Origin of the sequence: Pararhodobacter sp., from assembly GCF_034676075.1 — a bacterium.
Classification (GTDB): domain Bacteria; phylum Pseudomonadota; class Alphaproteobacteria; order Rhodobacterales; family Rhodobacteraceae; genus Pararhodobacter.
Map to the genome: position 1 here is coordinate 213,369 of NZ_JAUCCQ010000001.1, position 19,668 is coordinate 233,036.

Consider the following 19,668-nt stretch of genomic DNA (forward strand, 5'->3'; position numbering starts at 1 on the left):
CAATATCCTCCATATCAAAGATAATTTGGACAATAATTCGTTGCGGGTCCATTGTCTTCGCCATCAGGGGGAGGGAAGACATGCGGATTGCGGTTCTCGGCGCGGGCGCGATGGGCTCGGTCTTTGGCGCGCGGCTGGCGCTCGGCGGGGCCATGGTCACGCTTCTGGACGTGAACGAGGCGCATCTGGCGGCCATCGCGCAAGAGGGCCTGGAGGTCGACCTTGACGGCACGCTCCACCGCCTGTCCCTCCCGGCGATGCGTCCGGCCGATTTCACCGGCCCGGTCGATGTGGTGCTTCTGTTCACCAAGGTCTTCCACACCCAATCCGCGCTTCAGGCGATCGCGGGTCAGCTCGGCGCGGCGCAGGTGCTGACCCTGCAGAACGGCATCGGCAATGCCGAGCGTGCCGCGGCCGTGGTCCCGCCTGCGCAGGTGATCGTCGGCATGACCATGACTCCGGCCGAGTTCCTTGGTCCCGGCAAGGTCGCCTCGCACGGGCCGGCCACCACCGCCTTCTACAGCGCCGACGGCCGGCATCGGCCGATTCTGGACGACCTCGTCGCGGCCATGGCGCGGGGCGGCATCAGCGCCAAGGCCGATCCGGCGATCCAGGCGGCGATCTGGGAGAAGGCGGCCTTCAACTGCGCGATGAACGCGATCTGCGCGCTGACCGAGGGCACGCCCGGCGGGATCGGGGCCGACGCGGCCTCGCTGGCCCTCGCCCATGCCGTCGCGGCCGAAGCGGTCAGCGTGGCGCAGGCCCTCGCCATCCCCGCCGATGGCGCGCGCGTGGCAGACCTCGTGGCGCAGGCGACCGCCCACCATCTTCTGCACGAACCCTCGATGCTGCAGGACCGCAAGGCCGGACGCCGCACCGAGATCGACGCGCTGAATGGCGCCGTCGCCGATCAGGGCGAGGCGCTCGGCGTCGCGGTGGGGCTGAATCGCACCCTCACCACCCTCATCAGGCTGGCGGACTCGATGCCGGCCTACCGCACCCGTCAGAAGGCGCTTCACGCATGACCAAAACCACCATCACCGCGGGCGGCGCGATCTTCGGCAAGCTTCGGGCGCTGGGGATCGAGCATGTCTTCGTCAATTCCGGCACCGATTTCCCGCCCATCGTCGAGGGGCTGATCGAGGCCCGGCGTCAGGACCTGCCGCTGCCCGAGCCGGTGACCTGCCCGCATGAAGGCGTGGCGATGGGCATGGCGCATGGCTACAACCTGATCTCGGGCAAGATCCCGGCGGTGATGCTGCACACCAATGTGGGCCTTGCGAACGGGGCGATCGGCGCGATCAACGCCTGGGTCGATCGCGTGCCGGTGATGACGATGTCGGGCCGCACGCCGGTGGCCGAACACCGCCGCTTCGGCGCGCGGACGGTTCCCATCGGCTGGGGTCAGGAGATGTTCGATCAGGCCGCCATGGTCCGCGAATGCACCAAGTGGGAATACGAGCTGCGCTTCCCCGATCAGGTGTCCGAAGCCTTCGACCGCGCCTTCTCCATCGCCGCCTCGACCCCGCAGGGGCCGGTCTATCTGAGCCTCCCGCGCGAGGTGCTGTGCGAGCAGACACCGTCCGAGGGGCTCGACCGTCCCTCGCGCATGGCGCCGGTGGTTCCGGCCTCGGACCCCGCCGCCCTGAGCGAGGCCGCGCGCCTCCTGGCCGGGGCCAGGGCGCCCCTCGTCATCGCGCAGCGCGGCACCGGCAGCGCCGAGGCCTTCGCCGCCTTCGGCCCGTTCGCCGAGGAATTCGCGCTGCCGGTCTCGCAATACTGGGCGACGCGGCTGGCGCTGCCGATGGCGCATCCGATGCATATCGGCTGGGATCCCGATGCCTGGCTGGCCGAGGCGGATGTGATCCTGGTGCTCGATTCCCTCGCGCCCTGGTGGCCCGACCGGGTGCAGTTGCGTCCCGACGTGAAGGTCATCCAACTGGGCCCCGACCCGCTGTTCACCCGCACGCCGATCCGCAACTTCCCCTCGGATGTGGCTCTGGTCGGTGAAACCGCGCCGACCTTGCTGGCGCTGATCGCGGCGATGGCGGACCAGCCGCGCGACAACACCTTGCTCGAGACCCGCCGGGCGCGGATCGCCAAGGCCGCCGACGCCGACCGGGCGGCCCTGCGCGAGCGGGCCGAGCGCGGCTGCGCCAGCCCGATGACCAAGGCCTGGGTCAGCGCCTGCCTGAGCCGGGCGATCAAGGCGCAGGACCGGCCGGCCACGATCTTCCACGAACTGGGCTGCCCCCTGCCCCATCTCGATCTCGACGCCCACAACAGCTATTTCCAGGAGCCGCATTCGGGCGGTCTCGGCTGGGGTCTGCCCGCGGCGCTGGGGGCGCAGCTGGTCGATCCCGACCGGCTGATCTTCGCCACCATGGGCGACGGCAGCTACATGTTCGCCAATCCCACCGCCTGCCATCAGGTGGCCGAGGCGCACGCGCTGCCGGTGATCGTGCTGGTCCTGAACAACGGCGAATGGGGCGCCGTGCGGCAATCGGTTCTGGGCCTCTATCCCGGGGGACAGGCCGACCGCGCCAACGAGGTGCCGTTGACCAGTCTGCGCCCGAGCCCGGATTTCACCCTGACCGCCGCCGCCAGCCGCGCCTATACCGAGACCGTCACCGAGGGCAGCGATCTGCCCGCGGCCCTTGAACGCGCGATCCGCGTCGCCCGAACGGAGCGACGGCAGGTCCTCTTGAACATCGCGATCAGTCCTGATTGATCGTCAGTATCGAAGCCTTGGAGGAGAAATCCATGAAAATCTCTATGCTTATCGACGGCGCCTATGTGCAGGCCGAAGGCGGCCGCAGCTTCTCGCGGCTTGACCCGGTGACCGGCGACGTCGCCACCGAGGCGCCCGCCGCGTCGGTGGCCGATGCGCTGCGGGCGGTCGATGCCGCCGCGCGGGCCTTCCCCGGCTGGGCCGCGACCAGCCCGGCGACGCGGCGTGCGCTGCTGAACAAGGCCGCCGACCGGCTGGAAGCCAAGACCCCCGACATCATCGCCACCGCCATCGCCGAGACCGGCGCGACCGGCCCCTGGATCGGCTTCAACTGCATGCTGGCGGCGGGCATCCTGCGCGAGGCGGCCTCGATGACCACCCAGATCACCGGCGAGGTGATCCCGGCCAACAAGCCCGGCATGCTGGCCATGGCGCAGCGCAAGCCGCTGGGCGTCTGTCTGGGCATTGCGCCCTGGAACGCGCCGGTCATCCTGGGCACGCGCGCCGTGGCCATGGCGATCGCCTGTGGCAACACCGTCGTGCTGAAAGCCTCGGAACTGTCGCCCGCGACGCAGCTCGCCATCGGCGAGGCCTTCACCGAGGCCGGTTTCCCGCCGGGCGTGCTGAACGTCGTGACCAACGCGCCCGAGGATGCGGCCGAGATCGTCTCGGCCCTGATCGCCGCACCGGCCGTGCGGCATGTCAACTTCACCGGCTCGACCCGTGTGGGCCGGATCGTCGCCATCAAGGCGGCCGAGCATCTGAAGCCCGCGCTGCTGGAACTGGGCGGCAAGGCGCCGCTGGTCATCCTCGATGACGCGGATCTGGAGGGCGCGGTGAATGCGGCAGCCTTCGGGGCCTTCATGAATCAGGGCCAGATCTGCATGTCGACCGAGCGGATCATCGTGCACGAGGGCATCGCCGATGCCTTCGTCGCGGCGCTGGCGGCCAAGACCAGCGCGCTGCCGGCGGGCAACCCGCGCGGGCAGGTGGTTCTGGGCGCGCTGGTCACGCCCGAGGCCGCGGAGAAGATGGACCGCATCATCGCCGATGCCACCGCCAAGGGCGGCACCGTGACAGCGGGCGGCAGCCGTGACGGCTCGGTCGTCAGCGCCACGCTGATCGACCATGTCGACGCCGGGATGACGATCTATCAGGAGGAAAGCTTCGGCCCGGTCAAGCCGATCATCCGCGTCGCCAATGACGACGAGGCGGTGCGGGTGGCCAACGACACCGAATACGGTCTCTCGGCCGCGGTGTTCAGCCAGAACATCCAGCGGGCGATGGCCGTCGCCGACCGGATCGAAAGCGGCATCTGCCACATCAACGGCCCGACCGTGTCCGACGAGGCGCAGATGCCCTTCGGCGGGGTCAAGAACTCGGGCTATGGGCGCTTCGGCGGCAAGGCGGGGATCGACGCCTTCACCACGATCCGCTGGGTGACGATCGAGGATCCGCACCAGCATTACCCGTTCTGACACCAGAGGGCCCGGAGACATCTCCGGGCCCTTTGCGTTTCGGCAGGCTCGCTTGCGGTCAGAACACCCCGACGAGATACAGCGAGATCGACGGGAACAGCACCAGCAGCGTCAGCCGCAGCAGATCGGCGATGATGAAGGGCGTGACACCGCGGTAGATGTTCAGCAGCCCCACATCCGGCGCCAGCTTGTTGAGCAGGAACACGTTCATGCCGATCGGCGGGGTCATCATGCCGAGATTGATCAGCACCAGCATCACCACGCCCCACCACACCGGATCGTAGCCGAGCCCGGTGACCACCGGCAGCACGAAGGGCAGCGTGATCAGCATGGCCGCCATCTCGTCGAAGATCGCGCCGAGCACGAGATACAGCACCACCAGCAGCGCGATCACCATCAGCGGCGGGATGTCGAGCGAGACCAGCACGGCCGCCAGATCGTTCGACACCCGGGTGAGGCCGACGAAATAGGTCATGATCGAGGCGCCGATGATCGAGATGTAGATCATCGCGGTGTTCGCCGCGGCCTCTCTCAGCGCGGCGAGGAAGCCCGCCATGGTCACGCGCGAGCGCATCACGGCGATGAGGAAGGTGGTGACGGCGCCGAGCGAGGCAGCCTCGGTGACGGTGAAGACACCGCCGTAGATCCCGCCCGAGACGATGGCGAAGAGGATCAGCGCCGGCAGGCAGTTCCGGGCCGCCGCGCGCAGCTCGCCGGACGAGACGGCTTGCGGGTCGGGCATCGACTTCGGCCGGACGATGCCCATGATCCAGATCGCGCCCAGATAGCCGATCACCGCCAGCGCCGCCGGGATGATCACCGCGACGAAGAGCTTCAGGATGAATTGCTCGGCGATGATGCCATAGACCACCAGAATGATCGAAGGCGGCACCATGGCGCCCAGCGTGCCCCCGGCGGCGACGGTGCCCGCGGCGAAGCCCGGGTCGTAGCCGCGCTCCTTCATCTGCGGCAGGGCGAGGGTGCCGAAGGTCGCGGTCGTGGCGACCGAGCTCCCGGCGATCGACCCGAACAGCCCGCAGCCCAGCACCGTGGCCATGGCCACCCCGCCGCGCACCCGGCCGACCAGGGCCGAGGCGAGGCGATAGATGTCGTCGGCCAGTCCCCCGGCATTGGCGAAGCTGCCCATCAGGAGGAACAGCGGGATCACCGAGATATCGACCGTGCCCAGGATCGAGGCCGGTTCCGACGCCATCAGCGAAAAGGCCGCCCGGAAATTGGTATAGACGCCGAAGCTGATCACACCCACCGCCGTCATAGCGATACCGATGGGCACGTGCAGGAACAGCAGGATGAAGATCGCGAGCAGCGCGAGGAGGACGAGGGTGACAGGATCCATCAGCGCCGCCGTTCGTACTCGTCCAGGGTCTGCCCGACGGGCACCCGCTGGCTATGCCCGGTCACGACCATCACCGCCTGGATCACCACGGCGAGCGCCATGAAACCGGCCCCGATCCACCACATCGGCGCGACGGGCAGTTGCAGGATCTGGCTGGCGTCACCGAAGGACGCCAGCCGGTTGCCCCGCAGTAGGAACTGCCAGGTGAACCCCGCCAGGACCAGCAGGGTGACCAGATTGGCAAAGCCCTCGACCAGCCTGACGCCACGCTTGCCCAGCCGCGACCCCAGCACTTCGATCTTGATGTGATGCGCGCTGTCCACCATCAGCGGGAAGAAGCCGACCACGCCGATGGTGAGCAGATAGAGGACGATGTCATTTGCCCCGAAGAAGGGACGGTTGATCACCGAGCGCATGACGACATCAAGGATGGTCACCAGCGCCGCGCTCAGGATCAACAGCCCCGACAGATAGGCCGAAAGCCGGGCGAGGTGGTGCAGCGCCCGTTCAAGCCCGGACATGCTCACCATTCCGCTCCGTTGCGCAGGGCCTCGACATCTTCGCGCAGCGCGCTGACCAGCGCGGTTCCGTTCGGGTTGGAGGCGATCCAGGCATCGACGATGGGCTGCGTGACCTCGGTCGCACGGGCCATCTGTTCGTCGGTCAGCTCGTTGATCGAGTTGCCTTCCTGGCCGACGAATTGCGCGCGCACCGTGCTTTCGACGCTGTCGATCACATCGGCCCACATCAGGCCCAGCGGCATGCCGCGATGTTCGTCAAGGACCGCGCGCGCCGCCTCGGGCAGGCCTTCATAGACATCGCGGTTCATGAAGACTGCGCAGGGGCTCGCTCCGAGCGGGATCATCAGGGCCGAGGTCGCGACCTCGATCTGCCGGAAGACGCTGGCCGGCATGAAACCGATCAGATCGAAGTCGAGTTGACCGCGCGACATGGCCTCGGCCGCGTTCGAGAAGTTGAAGCCCGAAACCGGGACCGCCCCCAGCGCGGTCAGGATTTCCTGCGCGATGGGCGAGGTCGCCGAGCCGCGCAGCCCGGTGAGAGAGGAAAGATCGGCGACTTCCTCGGTCGACAGCACGTTGACCGGCGAGGGCGTGCACAGCATCAGAGGCACGACATCGTCCCAGCCGCGCAGGAGCCCGCGTTCATAGAGGCGCCAATGGGCATAGGTGCCCTCATGCGCATTGGCGATGATCAGCGGCAGGGTGGTGACCATGTCGTCGGGGAATTTGTTGGGCGTCAGGAACGGAAAGCCGAAGGCAATGTCGGTCACGCCGTTCTGCACCAGCTCCAGCTGCGTCCGCGGATCGCGGCCAAGCGCGCCGCCCGGGAAGAACTGGATATCCAGCGCGCCCTCCGAAGCCGCGTTCACCTGGTCGATCCAGGTCTGGAACATCACCGAGACCGGCGTGGTCGGAGGCTCGAAAGTGGCGAAGCGAAGGGTGACGGCTTCCGCCAGGCCCGAGGTGGGCGAGGCAAGCATGAAGGCAAGCGCTCCGGTGCTCAGCAGGCGGGCGAAAGTGGCGGACATGTCAGGGCTCCCGTTGGTTGGACGATTGGTCTGTCGAGAGGGGCGTTGCCCTCCGAGGCTCTGCGGAACGAGCAAGGTGAAGGCTAAGCGTGAAGCCCGCGGGCCCTGTTATGTTCATTCGGCATAGGTGCCTGTCCGGACCGGGGCTGCAGGCTATCGCTCATTGGTATAGCGCGCTGCCCGCCCGGCCTGGCTATCCTGACCGTGCCACCCTCGCGCCGAAGGATGCCGTTTTGACCCTTGCTCCGGACTTCATTCAATTGCTCGGAACCCTGCTGGGCGATCGCTTCACGCAAAGCCTGGCCGATCGCGAGGCCCATGCCGGGACCGAGGCGCATCACGTGCCAATGCCGCCCGACGCCGTCGCCCGCCCCGTCTCGACCGAGGAAGTGTCGCAGATCGTCAATCTGTGCGCCTTCTACGGGACGCCCGTCGTGGCCTATGGCAACGGCTCGTCGCTGGAAGGCAACGCCACGGCGGCCGAGGGCGGGCTATGCCTCGACATGACTCTGATGAACCGCGTTCTAGAGGTGCGCCCCGGCGACCTCGATTGCACGGTCGAGGCCGGTGTCACGCGTGAGGCGCTGAACGATCACCTGCGGCATACGGGTCTATTCTTCCCGGTCGATCCCGGCGCCAACGCCACCTTGGGCGGCATGACGGCAACGCGGGCCTCGGGCACCACCGCCGTGCGCTATGGAACGATGGCCGACAACGTCATCTGCCTGACCATCGTCCTGCCGGACGGGCAGGTCATCCGCACCGCGCGGCGGGCGCGCAAATCCTCGGCGGGCTATGATCTCACCCATCTCTTCACCGGGTCCGAAGGCACGCTCGGCATCATCACCGAGGTCACGCTCCGCCTGCACGGGCGACCCGAGGCGGTGCGCTCGGCGCGCTGCATCTTCCCTGACCCGCTATCGGCAAGCGAGGCCGCCTCGACCGCCATCCAGATCGGCCTGCCACTGGCGCGGATAGAATATCTGGACGCGGGCTGCATCCGCGCCGTCAACGCCTTCTCCGGCCTGAGCGAACCGCAAGCCGAAACGCTGTTCCTTGAGTTCCACGGTTCGGAGGCCGGTGTCGACGAGCAGGTGGCCCTGTTCGAAGAAATCGCGGCAGAGCATGGCGGGACGGGGTTCCGCTGGGCCGCGACCGAGGCGGAGCGCGCAAAGCTCTGGGCAGCGCGGCATTCGGCCTATACCGCCACCCTGCGCCAACGCGCGGGCGCAAGGGGTTGGGCCACCGATGTCTGCGTACCGATCTCGGCCCTGCCCGGCTGCATCGACCATGCCAAGGGTCTGCTGGCGGATTGCCCGGTCCCGGCGTCGATCATGGGCCATGTGGGGGACGGGAATTTCCACGTGGTCTTTGCCATCGACCCGGAGTCGGAGGACGAGCGCGCCCTGGTCGCGCGCATCAACGATTCCATGGTCGAACGGGCGCTGGCCTGCGATGGCACCTGCACCGGCGAACATGGCGTGGGGCTGGGCAAACGCAAATACATGCGGCGGGAGCACGGCGCGGCGCTCGAAGTGATGCACCGGATCAAGACGGCGCTCGATCCCTATGGCCTGATGAACCCGCGCAAGATCTTTCCGGACGATCAAGCGGCGCGCTGACGACGGCGCTCGCGACAGCCTCAGCCGGCCGATTCGGTCGGCGTGTCGCGGGGCACCAGCGATTTGGCGTGATCGGGCAGGTCGGTGTCCGAGAAATACTCGGGATGGGCCGCGGCAATGCTGGGCAGCGCCAGCAGGATTTCGCGCAGGTGGCGGCGCATCGCCTCGGCTGCGCCCTCGCCATCGCGCCGGGCGATGCAATCCAGGATCGCCTGATGCTGGCCGATCAGCACTTTCATCGGCGTGGCATTGGGCAGCGACAGCAGCCGCACCCGGTCGGTCTGGAACCGGGCGGAATCGACGATCCGCAGGGCGAAATCATTGCCCAGCGTATCGGTGATCGTGCCGTGAAACGTCTCGTCCAGCGCGTTGAACCCGGCGAAATCGCCCGCCTCGGACGCCACGCGCTGGCGGTCGATCAGCTCCTGCAGTGCTGCGACCTGCTGCGGCGTGGCTAGGCGGGCGGCGTGGCGGGCCAGATCGCTTTCAATCGCCTCGCGCACGAAGCGGGCGTTGCAGACCTCACGCACCGAGATCTTCATCACCCAGGTGCCGCGGCTGGGCCTGATCTCGACAAGGCCCGCTTCCGAGAGTTTGATGAAAGCCTCGCGCACCGGCTGGCGCGAGACGCAGAATTGCGCCGCGATATCCTTTTCGGACAGCGCTGATCCGGGCGGCAGATCGATGGCCGCAATCCGCCGCCGCAGCAGCGCGATCAGCTGCGGAGCCAGGGGTTTCGTGGGTTCAAGCGCGGTCTGCATCAGCCAGTTCCTGTCAGCACGATTTGCGGTTGTCAACGGGAGCCCGATATGCAACATACCGGTATGGTGGTTGGGAGGCAAGCCACGGCTGCAGGGGGGAGAAGGCCCTGCCCGCCTCGATCGCACCAAGGGCCAAGGGAGGAGAGACCATGACCATCGAGACGCTCACCCGGCAGACTCGCCGGAGCTTTCTGGCGACCGGCGCCGCCGCGCTGGCCATGCCTGCGCTGGCAACGCGCGGGCTGGCACAGCAGACCTATACCTGCCGCATCGCGCATACCGAGGGAATTGGAACGCCGATCACCAACGCCTTCGACGCCTGGACCGAGATGCTGAACACCCGCTCGGGTGGCCGCATCGACGCGCAGCATTTCCCCGCCGCACAGCTGGGCGGCCTGGCCGAGGCGCTGGAGGGCAGCCGGATCGGCACCATCCAGGTGACCACCGCCGGTCCCGACAGCGAGGAAGCCATCGCCCCCGAGATCGCCGCCTTGGGCGGGGCGCCGGGCTTCATCTACAAGAACGAGGCCCATGTCGACGCCGTGCTGCAGGGTGAACTGGGCCGCCGTGCCTCGCAGATCGCCCGTGAAAAGACCGGGGTCGAATTCGTGGCCTACGGCGAGACCGGCTTCCGGCATATCCTGGCCAAGCGCCCGGTGCAGTCGCTGGCCGATCTGGAAGGGCTGAAGATCCGCGTGCCGCAACTGCGCATCTGGGTCGATTTCTGGTCGCTCCTGGGCGCCGCGCCGACGCCGCTGCCCTATTCCGAGCAATATTCGGCGCTGTCGACCGGGATCATCGACGCCATCGACTCGGATGTCTTCTCGATCGAGGGGTTCCGCTTCTACGAACAAGCGCGCTACCTGACGCTGACCGGGCATTGGTTCCTGCCGAAGGCCGTGCGCGTCAATGCCGCCTGGCTGGACAGCCTGCCGCAGGATCTGCAGGATCTGGTGCGGTCCTCGGCGCAGGAGGCCTTTGCCGAGCAGCGCCGCGTCAACCGCGCGCTGGCCGACCAGACGCTGGAGGGGCTGCGCGCGCAGGGGGTCGAGATCTTCGCCCTGCCCGAGGCCGAGCTGGCGCAGATGGAGGCGCGGACCGAACCCCTGTTCGAGCAGTTCGGATCGGTCAGCCCCGAAACGGCCGAGATGATCGCCGCCATCCGCGCCCTGGGCTGAGACTGAGTGCATGACTTCTGCATCCCCCGCAGGCGCCCCCGTGGTGGCGCCTGACCCCGGACCTGTCCTCACCCTGCGCCGCCGCGTGGATCAGGGCGTGGAATTTGCCTGCGTTGCCCTGCTTCTGGGGGCGGTGGGCGTGGCCTGCCTGCAGGTCGTCATGCGCTATGTCTTCCGCGCCGCCCTGCCCTGGCCGGAAGAGGTGGCGACCTGGCTCTTCACCTGGGCGGTGATGCTGGGCATGGCGCTGGCCACGGGACGGGGGGCGCATATCGCCATCGACCTGGTGCCCCGGCTGCTGCCGGGGCGTGCCAAGCGGGGGCTGGAGTTCGTGACCCTCGCGGTGATGGTCGCGGCTTCGCTGGTGCTGGTCATCCACGGCATGGATTACGTGGATCGCGCCATCGCCGCCTCGCCCGCCTTGCAGATGCCGATGAAATACCTGTTCCTGGCCGTGCCGGTCGGCGCGGCGCTGAACCTCTTCTTCCTGGCCTGGCCCGACGGGCAGCGCGGCTTTCTACAGGGGCTGGCGATCCTGGCCCTGGGTGGGCTGATCTACTGGTCCGTCCGCCATGGCGCAGGCTTCCTCTATTCCCCGGCCTCGGGCCCCTGGGTGCTGGTGGGCGTGGGGCTCGGCGCCATCCTCTTGGGCGTGCCGGTGGCCTTCTCGCTGATCCTGGGCACCTTCACCGCCTTCGCCTCGGCCAACCCGATCCTGCTGGTCACGCTGGCGCAGAACATGGGCGCCTCGCTCAATTCCTTCACGCTGCTGGCCATCCCCTTTTTCATCCTCGCCGCGGCGGTGATGAATGTCGGCGGCATCACGCCGCGGCTGATCGAGTTGGCGATGATGCTGGTCGGCCATCTGCGGGGCGGGCTGGCGCAGGCCAATGTGGTGACGAACACCATGCTGGCGGGCGTCTCGGGCTCGTCCACCGCCGATGCCTCGACCGTGGCCAAGCTTCTGGTGCCGGAAATGGCCAAGCGCGGCTATGACCGGCCCTTCGCCGCGGCACTGACCGCCGCGGGATCCACGCTCGCGAACCTGATCCCGCCGTCGCTGGGGCTGATCATCTATGCCGCGCTGGCCTCGGTCTCGGTGGGGGCGCTGTTCGTCGCCACGCTGGTGCCGGGCCTCCTGATGGCGGCGGCGCTGATGATGGTGGTCTACATCATCTCCCGCGCGCGGGGCTATGGCGGCGACATGCCCAAGGCCAGCGGCCGCGACCGGCTGCGCGGGCTGGTGATGGCGATCCCGGCGCTGATCCTGCCGGTGCTGATCGTTGGCGGGGTGCGCTTCGGCGTCTTCACCGCGACCGAGGCCGGGGCGGTGGCCATGATCTATGCCCTCTTCTGCGGCGCCTTCCTCTATCGCAAGCTGACCGGCCGCGCCCTGGTCGCCGCCGTGCGCGAGGCGATGATGGACACGGTGGTGATCGTCGTCATCATCGCCGCCGCCGCGCCCTTCGCCTGGGTGCTGGCCTACGAGCGCGTGCCGCAGCGCATCGCCGCAGGCCTCGCCGTGCTGGTCGAGCGTCCGTGGCTTCTGATGCTGGCCATCAACGCCTTCCTGCTGATCGTCGGCCTTTTCATGGAGATGATCGCGGCGCTGGTGATCCTGGTGCCGATCCTGGTGCCGCTGGTGGTGCTGGCCGGGTTCGACCCCATCACCTTCGGCCTCGTCATCGTCATGAATCTGGTGATCGGCGCGCTGACCCCGCCGCTGGGGGTGCTGATCTTCACCACCGCGCGGGCGGGCGGGGCCGATCAGGTCGCCACCTTCCGCGCCGTCCTGCCCTTCCTTGCCGCGATGCTGGTCGTGCTGATGCTGGTGGCCTTCGTGCCGGCGCTGACCCAGGTCCCGCTGCGCTGGCTGGGACAATGAAAGGAGCCACGGCATGAGCCGTCTGCGTATCGCCATCGTCGGGCTGGGCATGGCCGTGACCCCCCATGCCCGCGGGCTGATGGACCTGTCCGACCGGATCGAGGTGCTGCATGCCTTCGCTCCCTCGGCCGCCCGGCGCGCGGATTTCGGCGCGCGCTATCCCTTCCCGCTGACCGACAGCCTGGACAAGATCCTGGCCGACGACAGAGTCGAGGCCGTGGCCGTCTTCACCCCCGCCAGCAGCCATGCCGAGATCGGCCTCGCCTGCGCGCGGGCGGGCAGGCATGTGCTGATAGAGAAGCCGCTCGACATCTCGACCGCGCGGGCCGAGGCGCTGGTCACCGGCTGCCGCGAGGCGGGCGTGCGACTGGGCGTCGTGCTGCAACACCGCTTCCGTCCTGCCGCAATGCGCGCGGCCGAGCTGCTCGCCGCGGGCGCGCTGGGGCGGGTCGTCGGCTGTTCCACCACCATCCGGCTGTGGCGGCCGCAGGCCTATTACGACGAGCCGGGGCGGGGGACGCGGGCGCGGGATGGCGGCGGGGTGCTGATCTCGCAGGGGATCCATACGCTGGACCTGATGCTCTCGCTCGCCGGTCCCGTCGAGACGGTGACGGGCTTTGCCGAGACCACCGCCGTGCATAAGATGGAGACCGAGGACATGGTCTGCGCCGCGGCCCGCTTTGCCTCGGGCGCCATCGGCACCATCGACGCGACCACCGCCGCCTATCCCGGCTTTCACGAGGAAATCACCCTGACCGGCACCCGCGGCACGCTGGCCCTGCGCGGCGGGACGCTCCTCGCTCGGTTCCACAACGGGACCGAGGAGCGGGTAGAGGCCGATACCGGCGCGGGCGGCACCGGGGCCGATCCGATGGCCTTCCCGCATGACTGGCACCGCGCCGTCATGGCCGATTTCGCCGAGGCCATTGCCGAGGGCCGCGACCCCCGCGTGACGGGTGAGGAGGCTTTGCGCGTCCATCGTCTGATCGACGCCCTGATCGAGACCGGCGCCAAGGGCCAGCCGGTGAGGGTGCGGGCATGACTTTGCGCTTTGCCGCCATCGGGCTGGACCACCGCCACATCTATCACATGGTCGGCGAATTGCTGGCCGCCGGGGCGGTCTGTGCGGGCTATTGCCCAGAGACCAGCGATCCCCGGGTGCTGGACGGGTTCCGCGAGCGCTTCCCCGATCTGACCCCGCGTCCGCGCGAGGCGCTGTTTGACGACCCCGATATCGAGATCGTGCTCTGCGCCGCGATCCCGGTGGACCGTGCCGCCATCGCCATCCGGGCGATGCGCGCGGGCAAGGATGTGATGCTGGACAAGCCCGGCGCCACGGCCCTCGATCAGGTGGCGGCGCTGGAACAGGTGGCGACCGAGACCGGGCGCCTGCTGTCGATCTGCTTTTCCGAACGTTTCGTCGTGCGCGCCTGCGAGGCTGCCTCGCGGCTGGTGGCCGAGGGTGCGATCGGCCGGGTGATCCAGACCACGGGGCTGGGCCCCCACCGGCTGAACCGGGCGATCCGGCCCGAATGGTTCTTCCGGCCCGAGGCCTTCGGCGGCATCCTGACCGATATCGCCAGCCACCAGATCGACCAGTTCCTGCATTTCACCGGCTCGGACAGCGCCCGTATCATTGCCGCCGCCACCGCCAACCGCGCCCTGCCCGATGTGCCCGCCTTCCGCGATTACGGCGATATCCTGCTGGAGGGCGAAGACGCCCGCGGCTTCATCCGCGTCGACTGGTTCACGCCGGACGGGTTGCCGACCTGGGGCGACGGGCGGCTGTTCCTGACCGGCACCGAGGGCACGATCGAGCTGCGCAAATATCTGGACCCCGACGGGCGGCCCGGCGCCGATCACCTGTTCCTCTGCGACCGCCACGGCACCCGGCATATCGACTGCTCGGCCGAGCCGCTGACCTATTTTACCCGCTTCCTGGCCGATGTGCGCGACCGCACCGAGACCGCCATGCCCCGGGGCCATGCGCTCAGGGTCACGCGGCTGGCCATCGAGGCCCAGATCCTCGCCGATGGAGGCACGAGATGAGGCATACGTGGCGCTGGTTCGGTCCGCGCGATCCGATCCGCCCCGAGGATATCGCCCAGGCCGGGGTGCAGGGCGTCGTCTCGGCGCTGCATCACGTGCCGAACGGCCAGATCTGGACCGCCGAGGCCATCGCCCGGCGGCAGGCCGAGGTGGCGATGGCCTCGGACGGCAGGCCCTCGGGCCTGGCCTGGGAGGTGGTGGAAAGCCTGCCGGTCAGCGAGGATATCAAGAAGCAGAAGGGCGAGTGGCGCGCGCATGTCGCGGCCTACAAGACCTCGCTCGAACATCTAGCCGGGGCCGGGATCCGCGTCATCTGCTACAATTTCATGCCGGTGCTGGACTGGACCCGCACCGATCTGCGCTGGCGCCGGCCCACCGGGGCGCGGACCATGCGCTTCGACATGGCCGATTTTGCCGCCTTCGACATCCATCTGCTGCAACGCGAGGGCGCCGCGCAGGATTTCGCCCCTGCCGTGGTCGAGGAAGCGGCGCGGCGGCTTCAGGGCATGGACGACGCGGCCCGTCGCGGTCTGGCGGATGCCATCACCATGGGTCTGCCCGGCTCGACCGAGGCGATGGACATGGGCGCCGTCCGCGACCATCTGGCCGAATATGGCGCGATCAGCGCCGAACGGCTGCGCGGCCATTTCATCGATTTCCTGTCCGAGGTGGTGCCGGTGGCGGAACGTCTGGGCCTCAGGCTCTGCTGCCATCCCGACGATCCCCCCTTCCCCCTGCTCGGCCTGCCGCGCATCATGTCCACCGCCGCGGATTACGACGCCGTTCTGGGGGCCGTCGACAGCCCCGCCAATGGCATGACCCTCTGTTCGGGGTCGCTGGGGGCGCGGGCCGACAACGACCTGCCGGCGATGATGGACCGCTTCGGGCCGAAGGTGCATTTCCTGCATCTGCGCAACGTCCGGCGCGAGGCGGATGGTTCGTTCTTCGAGGACGAGCATCTTGAGGGGGAAACCGACATGGTCGCGCTGATCGCCGCCGTCCTGCGCGAGGAAGCCCGCCGCCGGGCCGAAGGCCGAGAGGATCACGTGATCCCGATGCGCCCCGACCACGGGCAGGAAATCGCCGACGACCTGCGCCGCGGCGGCCAGCCCGGCTATCCGCTGGTCGGCCGCCTGCGCGGGCTGGCCGAGTTGCGCGGCGTGGAACGTGCGCTCAGCGTTACGGGGGCCTTCGCATGAGCCTGGGCGACGGTTTCCTGCATCCCGACCGGCTGCTGCCCGCCGATCCCGGCCTGCGCCGCATCGCCCGCGACCTCTATGACGGCCTGCGCGACCTGCCGATCATCAGCCCGCACGGCCATACCGATCCCGCCTGGTTCGCCAGCGATGCGGCCTTCACCGATGCGGCCAGCCTGCTGGTCACCCCCGACCATTACCTGCTCAGGATGCTGCACAGCCAGGGAGTGTCCTACGACGTGTTGGGCGTCCCGCGGCTCGATGGGGCGCCGGTTGCCGAGCCGCGCGCGGCCTGGCGCTGCTTTGCCCGGCACTACCCTCTCTTCACGGGCACACCCTCGGCCCTGTGGCTGGATCACGCCATGGGCGCGGTGCTGGGCTGCCCCGAGCGGCTGAGCGAGAAGAACGCCGATGCGCTCTTCGATCATATCGGCGCGGTGCTGGCCGAGCCCGGCTCGCGTCCCCGGGCGCTGATGGACCGCTTCGGGGTCGAGGTCATCGCCACCACCGATGGCGCGCTGGACAGTCTGGAGCATCACACGGCGCTGGCGGCGCAGGGCTGGGGCGCGCGGGTGCGTCCGACCTATCGCCCGGATGCCGTGACCGACCCCGAGGCGCCGGGCTTCGTCGAAGGCCTCGACCGGCTGGGGGCGCTGACCGGCTGCGATACCGCCGAATGGGCGGGGATGATCGAGGCCCACCGCCGCCGCCGCGCCGCTTTCCGGGCGCTGGGGGCGACCGCGACCGATCACGGCACGCCCTCTCCCCTGACCGCCGACCTGCCGCTGGCCGAATGCCAGCGCCTTCTGACCGGCGCCCGCGCGGGCAGTCTGACCCCGGCCGAGGCCGAGCTCTTCCGCGCGCAGATGCTGACCGAGATGGCGGGCCTCTCGGCCGAGGACGGCATGGTCATGCAATTGCACGCGGGATCGCGGCGCAACACCGACCGGGCGATGTTCGCCACCCGCGGCGCCAACATGGGCGCCGATATTCCGGGCCGCGCCGATTGGGTCGGCGGGCTGAACGCGCTGCTCAATCGCCATGGCCATGGACCCGGCCTGCGTCTCATCGTCTTCACGCTGGATGAAAGCGCCTATGCGCGGGAACTGGCGCCGATGGCGGGCTATTGGCCCTGCCTGATGCTGGGTCCGCCCTGGTGGTTCCACGACAGCGCCGAGGGGATCCGCCGCTACCTCGATCAGGTGGTGGAGACCGCGGGCTTCGCCAATCTCGCCGGGTTCAACGACGACACCCGCGCGCTGCTTTCCATTCCCGCCCGGCACGATGTCTGGCGCCGGGGCGTGGCCGGGTTCCTGGCCCGGCTGGTGGCCGAACACCGGCTGGACCGGAGCGAAGCCGCGCATCTCGCCGCCGATCTGTCGGGCGAGGCAGCAAAAAGGGCCTATGCGCTGTGACCCATCCTCTCGCCGCTCTGCTGGCCAGCCCGAACCGCCCCCGGCCCGGCATCCTGCATCTGGGCCCGGGCGCCTTTTTCCGCGCCCATCTGGCGGTCTATACCGAGGGAGCGCTTCAGGCGACCGGCGGTGACTGGGGGATCGAGGTTGCGGGCCTGCGCGATGCGCAGGTCGCCCGGCAATTCTCGGCGCAGGAGGGCTGCTTCACCCTGCTGGTCCGCGACGGGGCCGAAACGCGGGCGCAGGTGCTGGGTCCCGTGCTGGGCGGTATCGCGCCGGAGGGCATCCTGGCGCGGATGGCCGCGCCCGAGATCCGCATCGTCACCTTGACACTGACGGAAAAGGCCTATGGCCTCGATCCCGCGACCGGCGGGCTGGACCTGAACCACCCCGCCATTGCTGCCGATCTGACCGGCAACGCCCCACCCCGCAGCGCCGTGGGCCTGATCGCCGCGGGGCTCGCCGCCCGGCGCGAGGCGGGCCTGCCGCCCTTCACGCCGCTCAGCTGCGACAACCTCGCGGCCAATGGCCATCTGCTGCGGCGGCTGGTCCTGGACTTCACCGCGCAGCGCGACCCGGCACTGGCCGAGTGGATCGCGGCCGAGGTGCCCTTCCCCAGCACCATGGTCGACCGCATCACCCCGGCCAGCACCCAGACCACCCTCGACGATGCGCGCCGTCTGACGGGCGTCGACGACCCGCTGGCGGTGGAGACCGAGCCCTTCCTGCAATGGGTGATCGAGGATCGCTTCGCCCAGGGCCGCCCCGATTGGGACCGTGCCGGGGCGCTTTTCGTGCAGGATGTCGCCCCCTATGAGGCGATGAAGCTGCGCATGCTCAACGGCACCCATTCGCTGCTGGCCTGGCTGGGGCTGGCCGCGGGGCATGAATTCGTCCGTGACGCGATCGCCGATCCCGCCATCGCCCGTGCCGCGCAGACCCATTTGGAGGCCGCGGCGCGGACCCTGGCGCCGGTGCCGGGGGTCGAGCCTGCCGCCTATGCCGCGGCGTTGCTGGAGCGGTTTGGCAACCGCGCCATCGCCCACCGGCTGGAACAGATCGCCATGGACGGCACCCAGAAACTGCCGCCCCGCATCCTTACCCCGGCGGCCGAGGTGCTGGCGCGCGGCGGCGACACCGACAGTTTCGCCCGGGTGACGGCTGGTTGGGTCTGGCACGCCGCGCAGCACGAGCCGCTCCGCGATCCCCGGGCCGAGGAAATCCGCGCCCGCCTTCAGGGCGTGCCGCGCGATCCCGTGGCGCTGACCGCGGCGCTGATGGCCTTGCCCGGTCTGGTCCCGCCGCCCCTGCGCGATGATCCGGTCTGGAACCGGCAGGTCGCCGGGCATGTAGCGGCTTTGATGGGCGGTGCCGCATGATCCGGGTGGCCTCGGTCGGGGAATGCATGCTGGAACTGCAGGCGCGCGGGACCGGCTGGCATCTGGGCCATGCCGGGGACACGTTCAACACGCTCTGGATGCTGCGCGCGGTGTTGCCGCCGGGGGCCGAGGCGGATTTCGTCACCGCCTTCGGGGATGATCCGTTCTCCGAGCAGCAGCGCGATTTCATGGCCGCCCAGGGGATCGGCACCGCCACCAGCCCCCGCCTGCCGGGACTGCGGCCGGGACTCTACGCCATCACGCTCGATGCGGCGGGGGAGCGGTCGTTTTCCTATTGGCGCTCGGACAGCGCGGCGCGGCGGCTGGCGGATGATCCCGCCGCGCTGCGCCTCAGCCTGGCGGGGCGGGACCTGATCCATGTCTCGGGCATCACGCTGGCGATCCTGACGCCCGAAGCCCGGCGCGTCCTGCGCGACGAACTGGCGCGGGCGCGGGAAGGCGGCGCGCTGGTGGCCTTCGATCCGAACTGGCGCCCGGCGCTCTGGCAGAGCCCTGAGGCCGCCCGCGCCGCCATGAACGACCTTCTGGCGATCTGCGACATCGCCCTGCCGAGCTGGCCGGACGAGGGCACGCTTTTCGGCGACGTGGGTCCCGAGGCCTGCTGCCGGCGCCTCCTGTCGCTGGGCGTGCCCGAGGTGGCGCTGAAGCTGGGCGCCGACGGAGCAATGATCGCCGCGCCGGGGACACCTGGGCAGAGAATTCCCGCCCGGGCCGACGTGACGCCGCGCGACACCACCGGCGCGGGTGACGGGTTCAACGGCGCCTATCTGGCGGCGCGGCTGGAGGGTCACCCGCCCGCGGTGGCGGCGCAGCTTGCCAACCGGATGGCCGCCGAGGTGATCGGCGTCTATGGCGCGCTGGCCGAGCCCGAGGCCCTGCGGCGCTGCTGGGCCGAGGCAGAGCGCGACCTCGCCCCCAGGGATCGCTGATCCCGGTCTCGCAAGCGCCGCGCCACCCCCTTGAAACCGCCCCGCGGTGCGGGGTCCGCTGGCGCTATCGGCAATCGGCATAGGCCATTGACCGCGCGTCCTCTGTAAGACGGAGGGG

At 69.3% G+C, this 19,668-nt stretch carries 16 protein-coding genes; 12 read left to right on the forward strand and 4 right to left on the reverse strand.

What is annotated here, in order from left to right; genetic code table 11:
• Positions 1–80 precede the first annotated feature (80 nt).
• Genes VDQ18_RS01070 through VDQ18_RS01080 form a run of 3 tightly spaced genes read left to right on the forward strand, consistent with a single transcriptional unit; the run spans position 81 to position 4,209 of the window.
• Entirely contained in the window at positions 81–1,025 is a 945-nt protein-coding gene (locus tag VDQ18_RS01070) for a 2-dehydropantoate 2-reductase (protein WP_323019186.1), read from the forward strand.
• Entirely contained in the window at positions 1,022–2,731 is a 1,710-nt protein-coding gene (locus VDQ18_RS01075) for a thiamine pyrophosphate-requiring protein (protein WP_323019187.1), read from the forward strand. Before VDQ18_RS01070 ends, VDQ18_RS01075 begins: the two co-directional genes overlap by 4 nt.
• Positions 2,732–2,763: 32 nt before the next feature.
• Entirely contained in the window at positions 2,764–4,209 is a 1,446-nt protein-coding gene (locus VDQ18_RS01080) for an aldehyde dehydrogenase (RefSeq protein WP_323019188.1), read from the forward strand.
• A gap of 58 nt (positions 4,210–4,267) precedes the next feature.
• Here VDQ18_RS01080 and VDQ18_RS01085 read toward each other — a convergent pair whose 3' ends face one another.
• From VDQ18_RS01085 to dctP, 3 genes are read right to left on the reverse strand one after another with little or no spacing between them, the layout of a single operon-like run.
• On the reverse strand, positions 4,268–5,566 hold the full coding sequence (locus VDQ18_RS01085; protein WP_323019189.1) for a TRAP transporter large permease: 1,299 nt from the start codon (positions 5,564–5,566) through the stop codon (positions 4,268–4,270).
• Positions 5,566–6,087, reverse strand: coding sequence for a TRAP transporter small permease (locus tag VDQ18_RS01090; RefSeq protein WP_323019190.1), 522 nt, complete (start codon positions 6,085–6,087; stop codon positions 5,566–5,568). The genes VDQ18_RS01085 and VDQ18_RS01090 overlap by 1 nt, the downstream gene beginning before the upstream one ends.
• A 2-nt stretch (positions 6,088–6,089) precedes the next feature.
• On the reverse strand, positions 6,090–7,115 hold the full coding sequence (gene dctP, locus VDQ18_RS01095) for a TRAP transporter substrate-binding protein DctP (RefSeq protein WP_323019191.1): 1,026 nt from the start codon (positions 7,113–7,115) through the stop codon (positions 6,090–6,092).
• A gap of 233 nt (positions 7,116–7,348) precedes the next feature.
• Between dctP and VDQ18_RS01100 the strand changes: the two genes are divergently transcribed.
• A complete protein-coding gene (locus VDQ18_RS01100; RefSeq protein ID WP_323019192.1) occupies positions 7,349–8,737 on the forward strand; it encodes an FAD-binding oxidoreductase in 1,389 nt (462 codons plus the stop codon).
• Positions 8,738–8,757: 20 nt separating this feature from the next.
• Here VDQ18_RS01100 and VDQ18_RS01105 read toward each other — a convergent pair whose 3' ends face one another.
• Positions 8,758–9,498 carry a GntR family transcriptional regulator gene (locus VDQ18_RS01105; RefSeq protein ID WP_323019193.1) on the reverse strand — a complete coding sequence of 247 codons (741 nt, stop codon included), beginning with the start codon at positions 9,496–9,498 and terminating at the stop codon, positions 8,758–8,760.
• A gap of 149 nt (positions 9,499–9,647) precedes the next feature.
• Here VDQ18_RS01105 and VDQ18_RS01110 point away from each other — a divergent pair, with 149 nt between their 5' ends.
• The 8 genes from VDQ18_RS01110 to VDQ18_RS01145 are packed head-to-tail and all read left to right on the forward strand — an operon-like array spanning position 9,648 to position 19,550.
• Positions 9,648–10,676 (forward strand): TRAP transporter substrate-binding protein, encoded by a 1,029-nt coding sequence (locus VDQ18_RS01110; protein WP_107750960.1) that lies wholly within the window; start codon positions 9,648–9,650, stop codon positions 10,674–10,676.
• A gap of 10 nt (positions 10,677–10,686) precedes the next feature.
• Positions 10,687–12,561, forward strand: coding sequence for a TRAP transporter large permease subunit (locus VDQ18_RS01115; RefSeq protein ID WP_323019194.1), 1,875 nt, complete (start codon positions 10,687–10,689; stop codon positions 12,559–12,561).
• A 13-nt stretch (positions 12,562–12,574) separates the two neighbouring features.
• Positions 12,575–13,603, forward strand: a complete 1,029-nt coding sequence (locus VDQ18_RS01120; protein ID WP_323019195.1) for a Gfo/Idh/MocA family oxidoreductase — start codon at positions 12,575–12,577, stop codon at positions 13,601–13,603.
• Complete coding sequence (locus tag VDQ18_RS01125; RefSeq protein WP_323019196.1) at positions 13,600–14,610, forward strand: Gfo/Idh/MocA family oxidoreductase; 1,011 nt, start codon at positions 13,600–13,602, stop codon at positions 14,608–14,610. Before VDQ18_RS01120 ends, VDQ18_RS01125 begins: the two co-directional genes overlap by 4 nt.
• A complete protein-coding gene (gene uxuA / locus VDQ18_RS01130) occupies positions 14,607–15,809 on the forward strand; it encodes a mannonate dehydratase (protein ID WP_323019197.1) in 1,203 nt (400 codons plus the stop codon). Before VDQ18_RS01125 ends, uxuA begins: the two co-directional genes overlap by 4 nt.
• Complete coding sequence (uxaC, locus tag VDQ18_RS01135; protein ID WP_323019198.1) at positions 15,806–17,221, forward strand: glucuronate isomerase; 1,416 nt, start codon at positions 15,806–15,808, stop codon at positions 17,219–17,221. Before uxuA ends, uxaC begins: the two co-directional genes overlap by 4 nt.
• Positions 17,218–18,600, forward strand: coding sequence for a mannitol dehydrogenase family protein (locus VDQ18_RS01140; RefSeq protein WP_323019199.1), 1,383 nt, complete (start codon positions 17,218–17,220; stop codon positions 18,598–18,600). Before uxaC ends, VDQ18_RS01140 begins: the two co-directional genes overlap by 4 nt.
• On the forward strand, positions 18,597–19,550 hold the full coding sequence (locus VDQ18_RS01145) for a sugar kinase (protein ID WP_323019200.1): 954 nt from the start codon (positions 18,597–18,599) through the stop codon (positions 19,548–19,550). Before VDQ18_RS01140 ends, VDQ18_RS01145 begins: the two co-directional genes overlap by 4 nt.
• The last annotated feature ends 118 nt before the right edge of the window (positions 19,551–19,668 follow it).

Bases quoted from the DNA above. Each gene is read 5' to 3' on its own strand.
- VDQ18_RS01070 (WP_323019186.1), top strand. From the start codon at position 81: ATGCGGATTGCGGTTCTCGGCGCGGGCGCGATGGGCTCGGTCTTTGGC.
- VDQ18_RS01075 (WP_323019187.1), top strand. From the start codon at position 1,022: ATGACCAAAACCACCATCACCGCGGGCGGCGCGATCTTCGGCAAGCTT.
- VDQ18_RS01080 (WP_323019188.1), top strand. From the start codon at position 2,764: ATGAAAATCTCTATGCTTATCGACGGCGCCTATGTGCAGGCCGAAGGC.
- VDQ18_RS01085 (WP_323019189.1), bottom strand. From the start codon at position 5,566: ATGGATCCTGTCACCCTCGTCCTCCTCGCGCTGCTCGCGATCTTCATC.
- VDQ18_RS01090 (WP_323019190.1), bottom strand. From the start codon at position 6,087: ATGTCCGGGCTTGAACGGGCGCTGCACCACCTCGCCCGGCTTTCGGCC.
- dctP (WP_323019191.1), bottom strand. From the start codon at position 7,115: ATGTCCGCCACTTTCGCCCGCCTGCTGAGCACCGGAGCGCTTGCCTTC.
- VDQ18_RS01105 (WP_323019193.1), bottom strand. From the start codon at position 9,498: ATGCAGACCGCGCTTGAACCCACGAAACCCCTGGCTCCGCAGCTGATC.
- VDQ18_RS01110 (WP_107750960.1), top strand. From the start codon at position 9,648: ATGACCATCGAGACGCTCACCCGGCAGACTCGCCGGAGCTTTCTGGCG.
- VDQ18_RS01115 (WP_323019194.1), top strand. From the start codon at position 10,687: ATGACTTCTGCATCCCCCGCAGGCGCCCCCGTGGTGGCGCCTGACCCC.
- VDQ18_RS01120 (WP_323019195.1), top strand. From the start codon at position 12,575: ATGAGCCGTCTGCGTATCGCCATCGTCGGGCTGGGCATGGCCGTGACC.
- VDQ18_RS01125 (WP_323019196.1), top strand. From the start codon at position 13,600: ATGACTTTGCGCTTTGCCGCCATCGGGCTGGACCACCGCCACATCTAT.
- uxuA (WP_323019197.1), top strand. From the start codon at position 14,607: ATGAGGCATACGTGGCGCTGGTTCGGTCCGCGCGATCCGATCCGCCCC.
- uxaC (WP_323019198.1), top strand. From the start codon at position 15,806: ATGAGCCTGGGCGACGGTTTCCTGCATCCCGACCGGCTGCTGCCCGCC.
- VDQ18_RS01145 (WP_323019200.1), top strand. From the start codon at position 18,597: ATGATCCGGGTGGCCTCGGTCGGGGAATGCATGCTGGAACTGCAGGCG.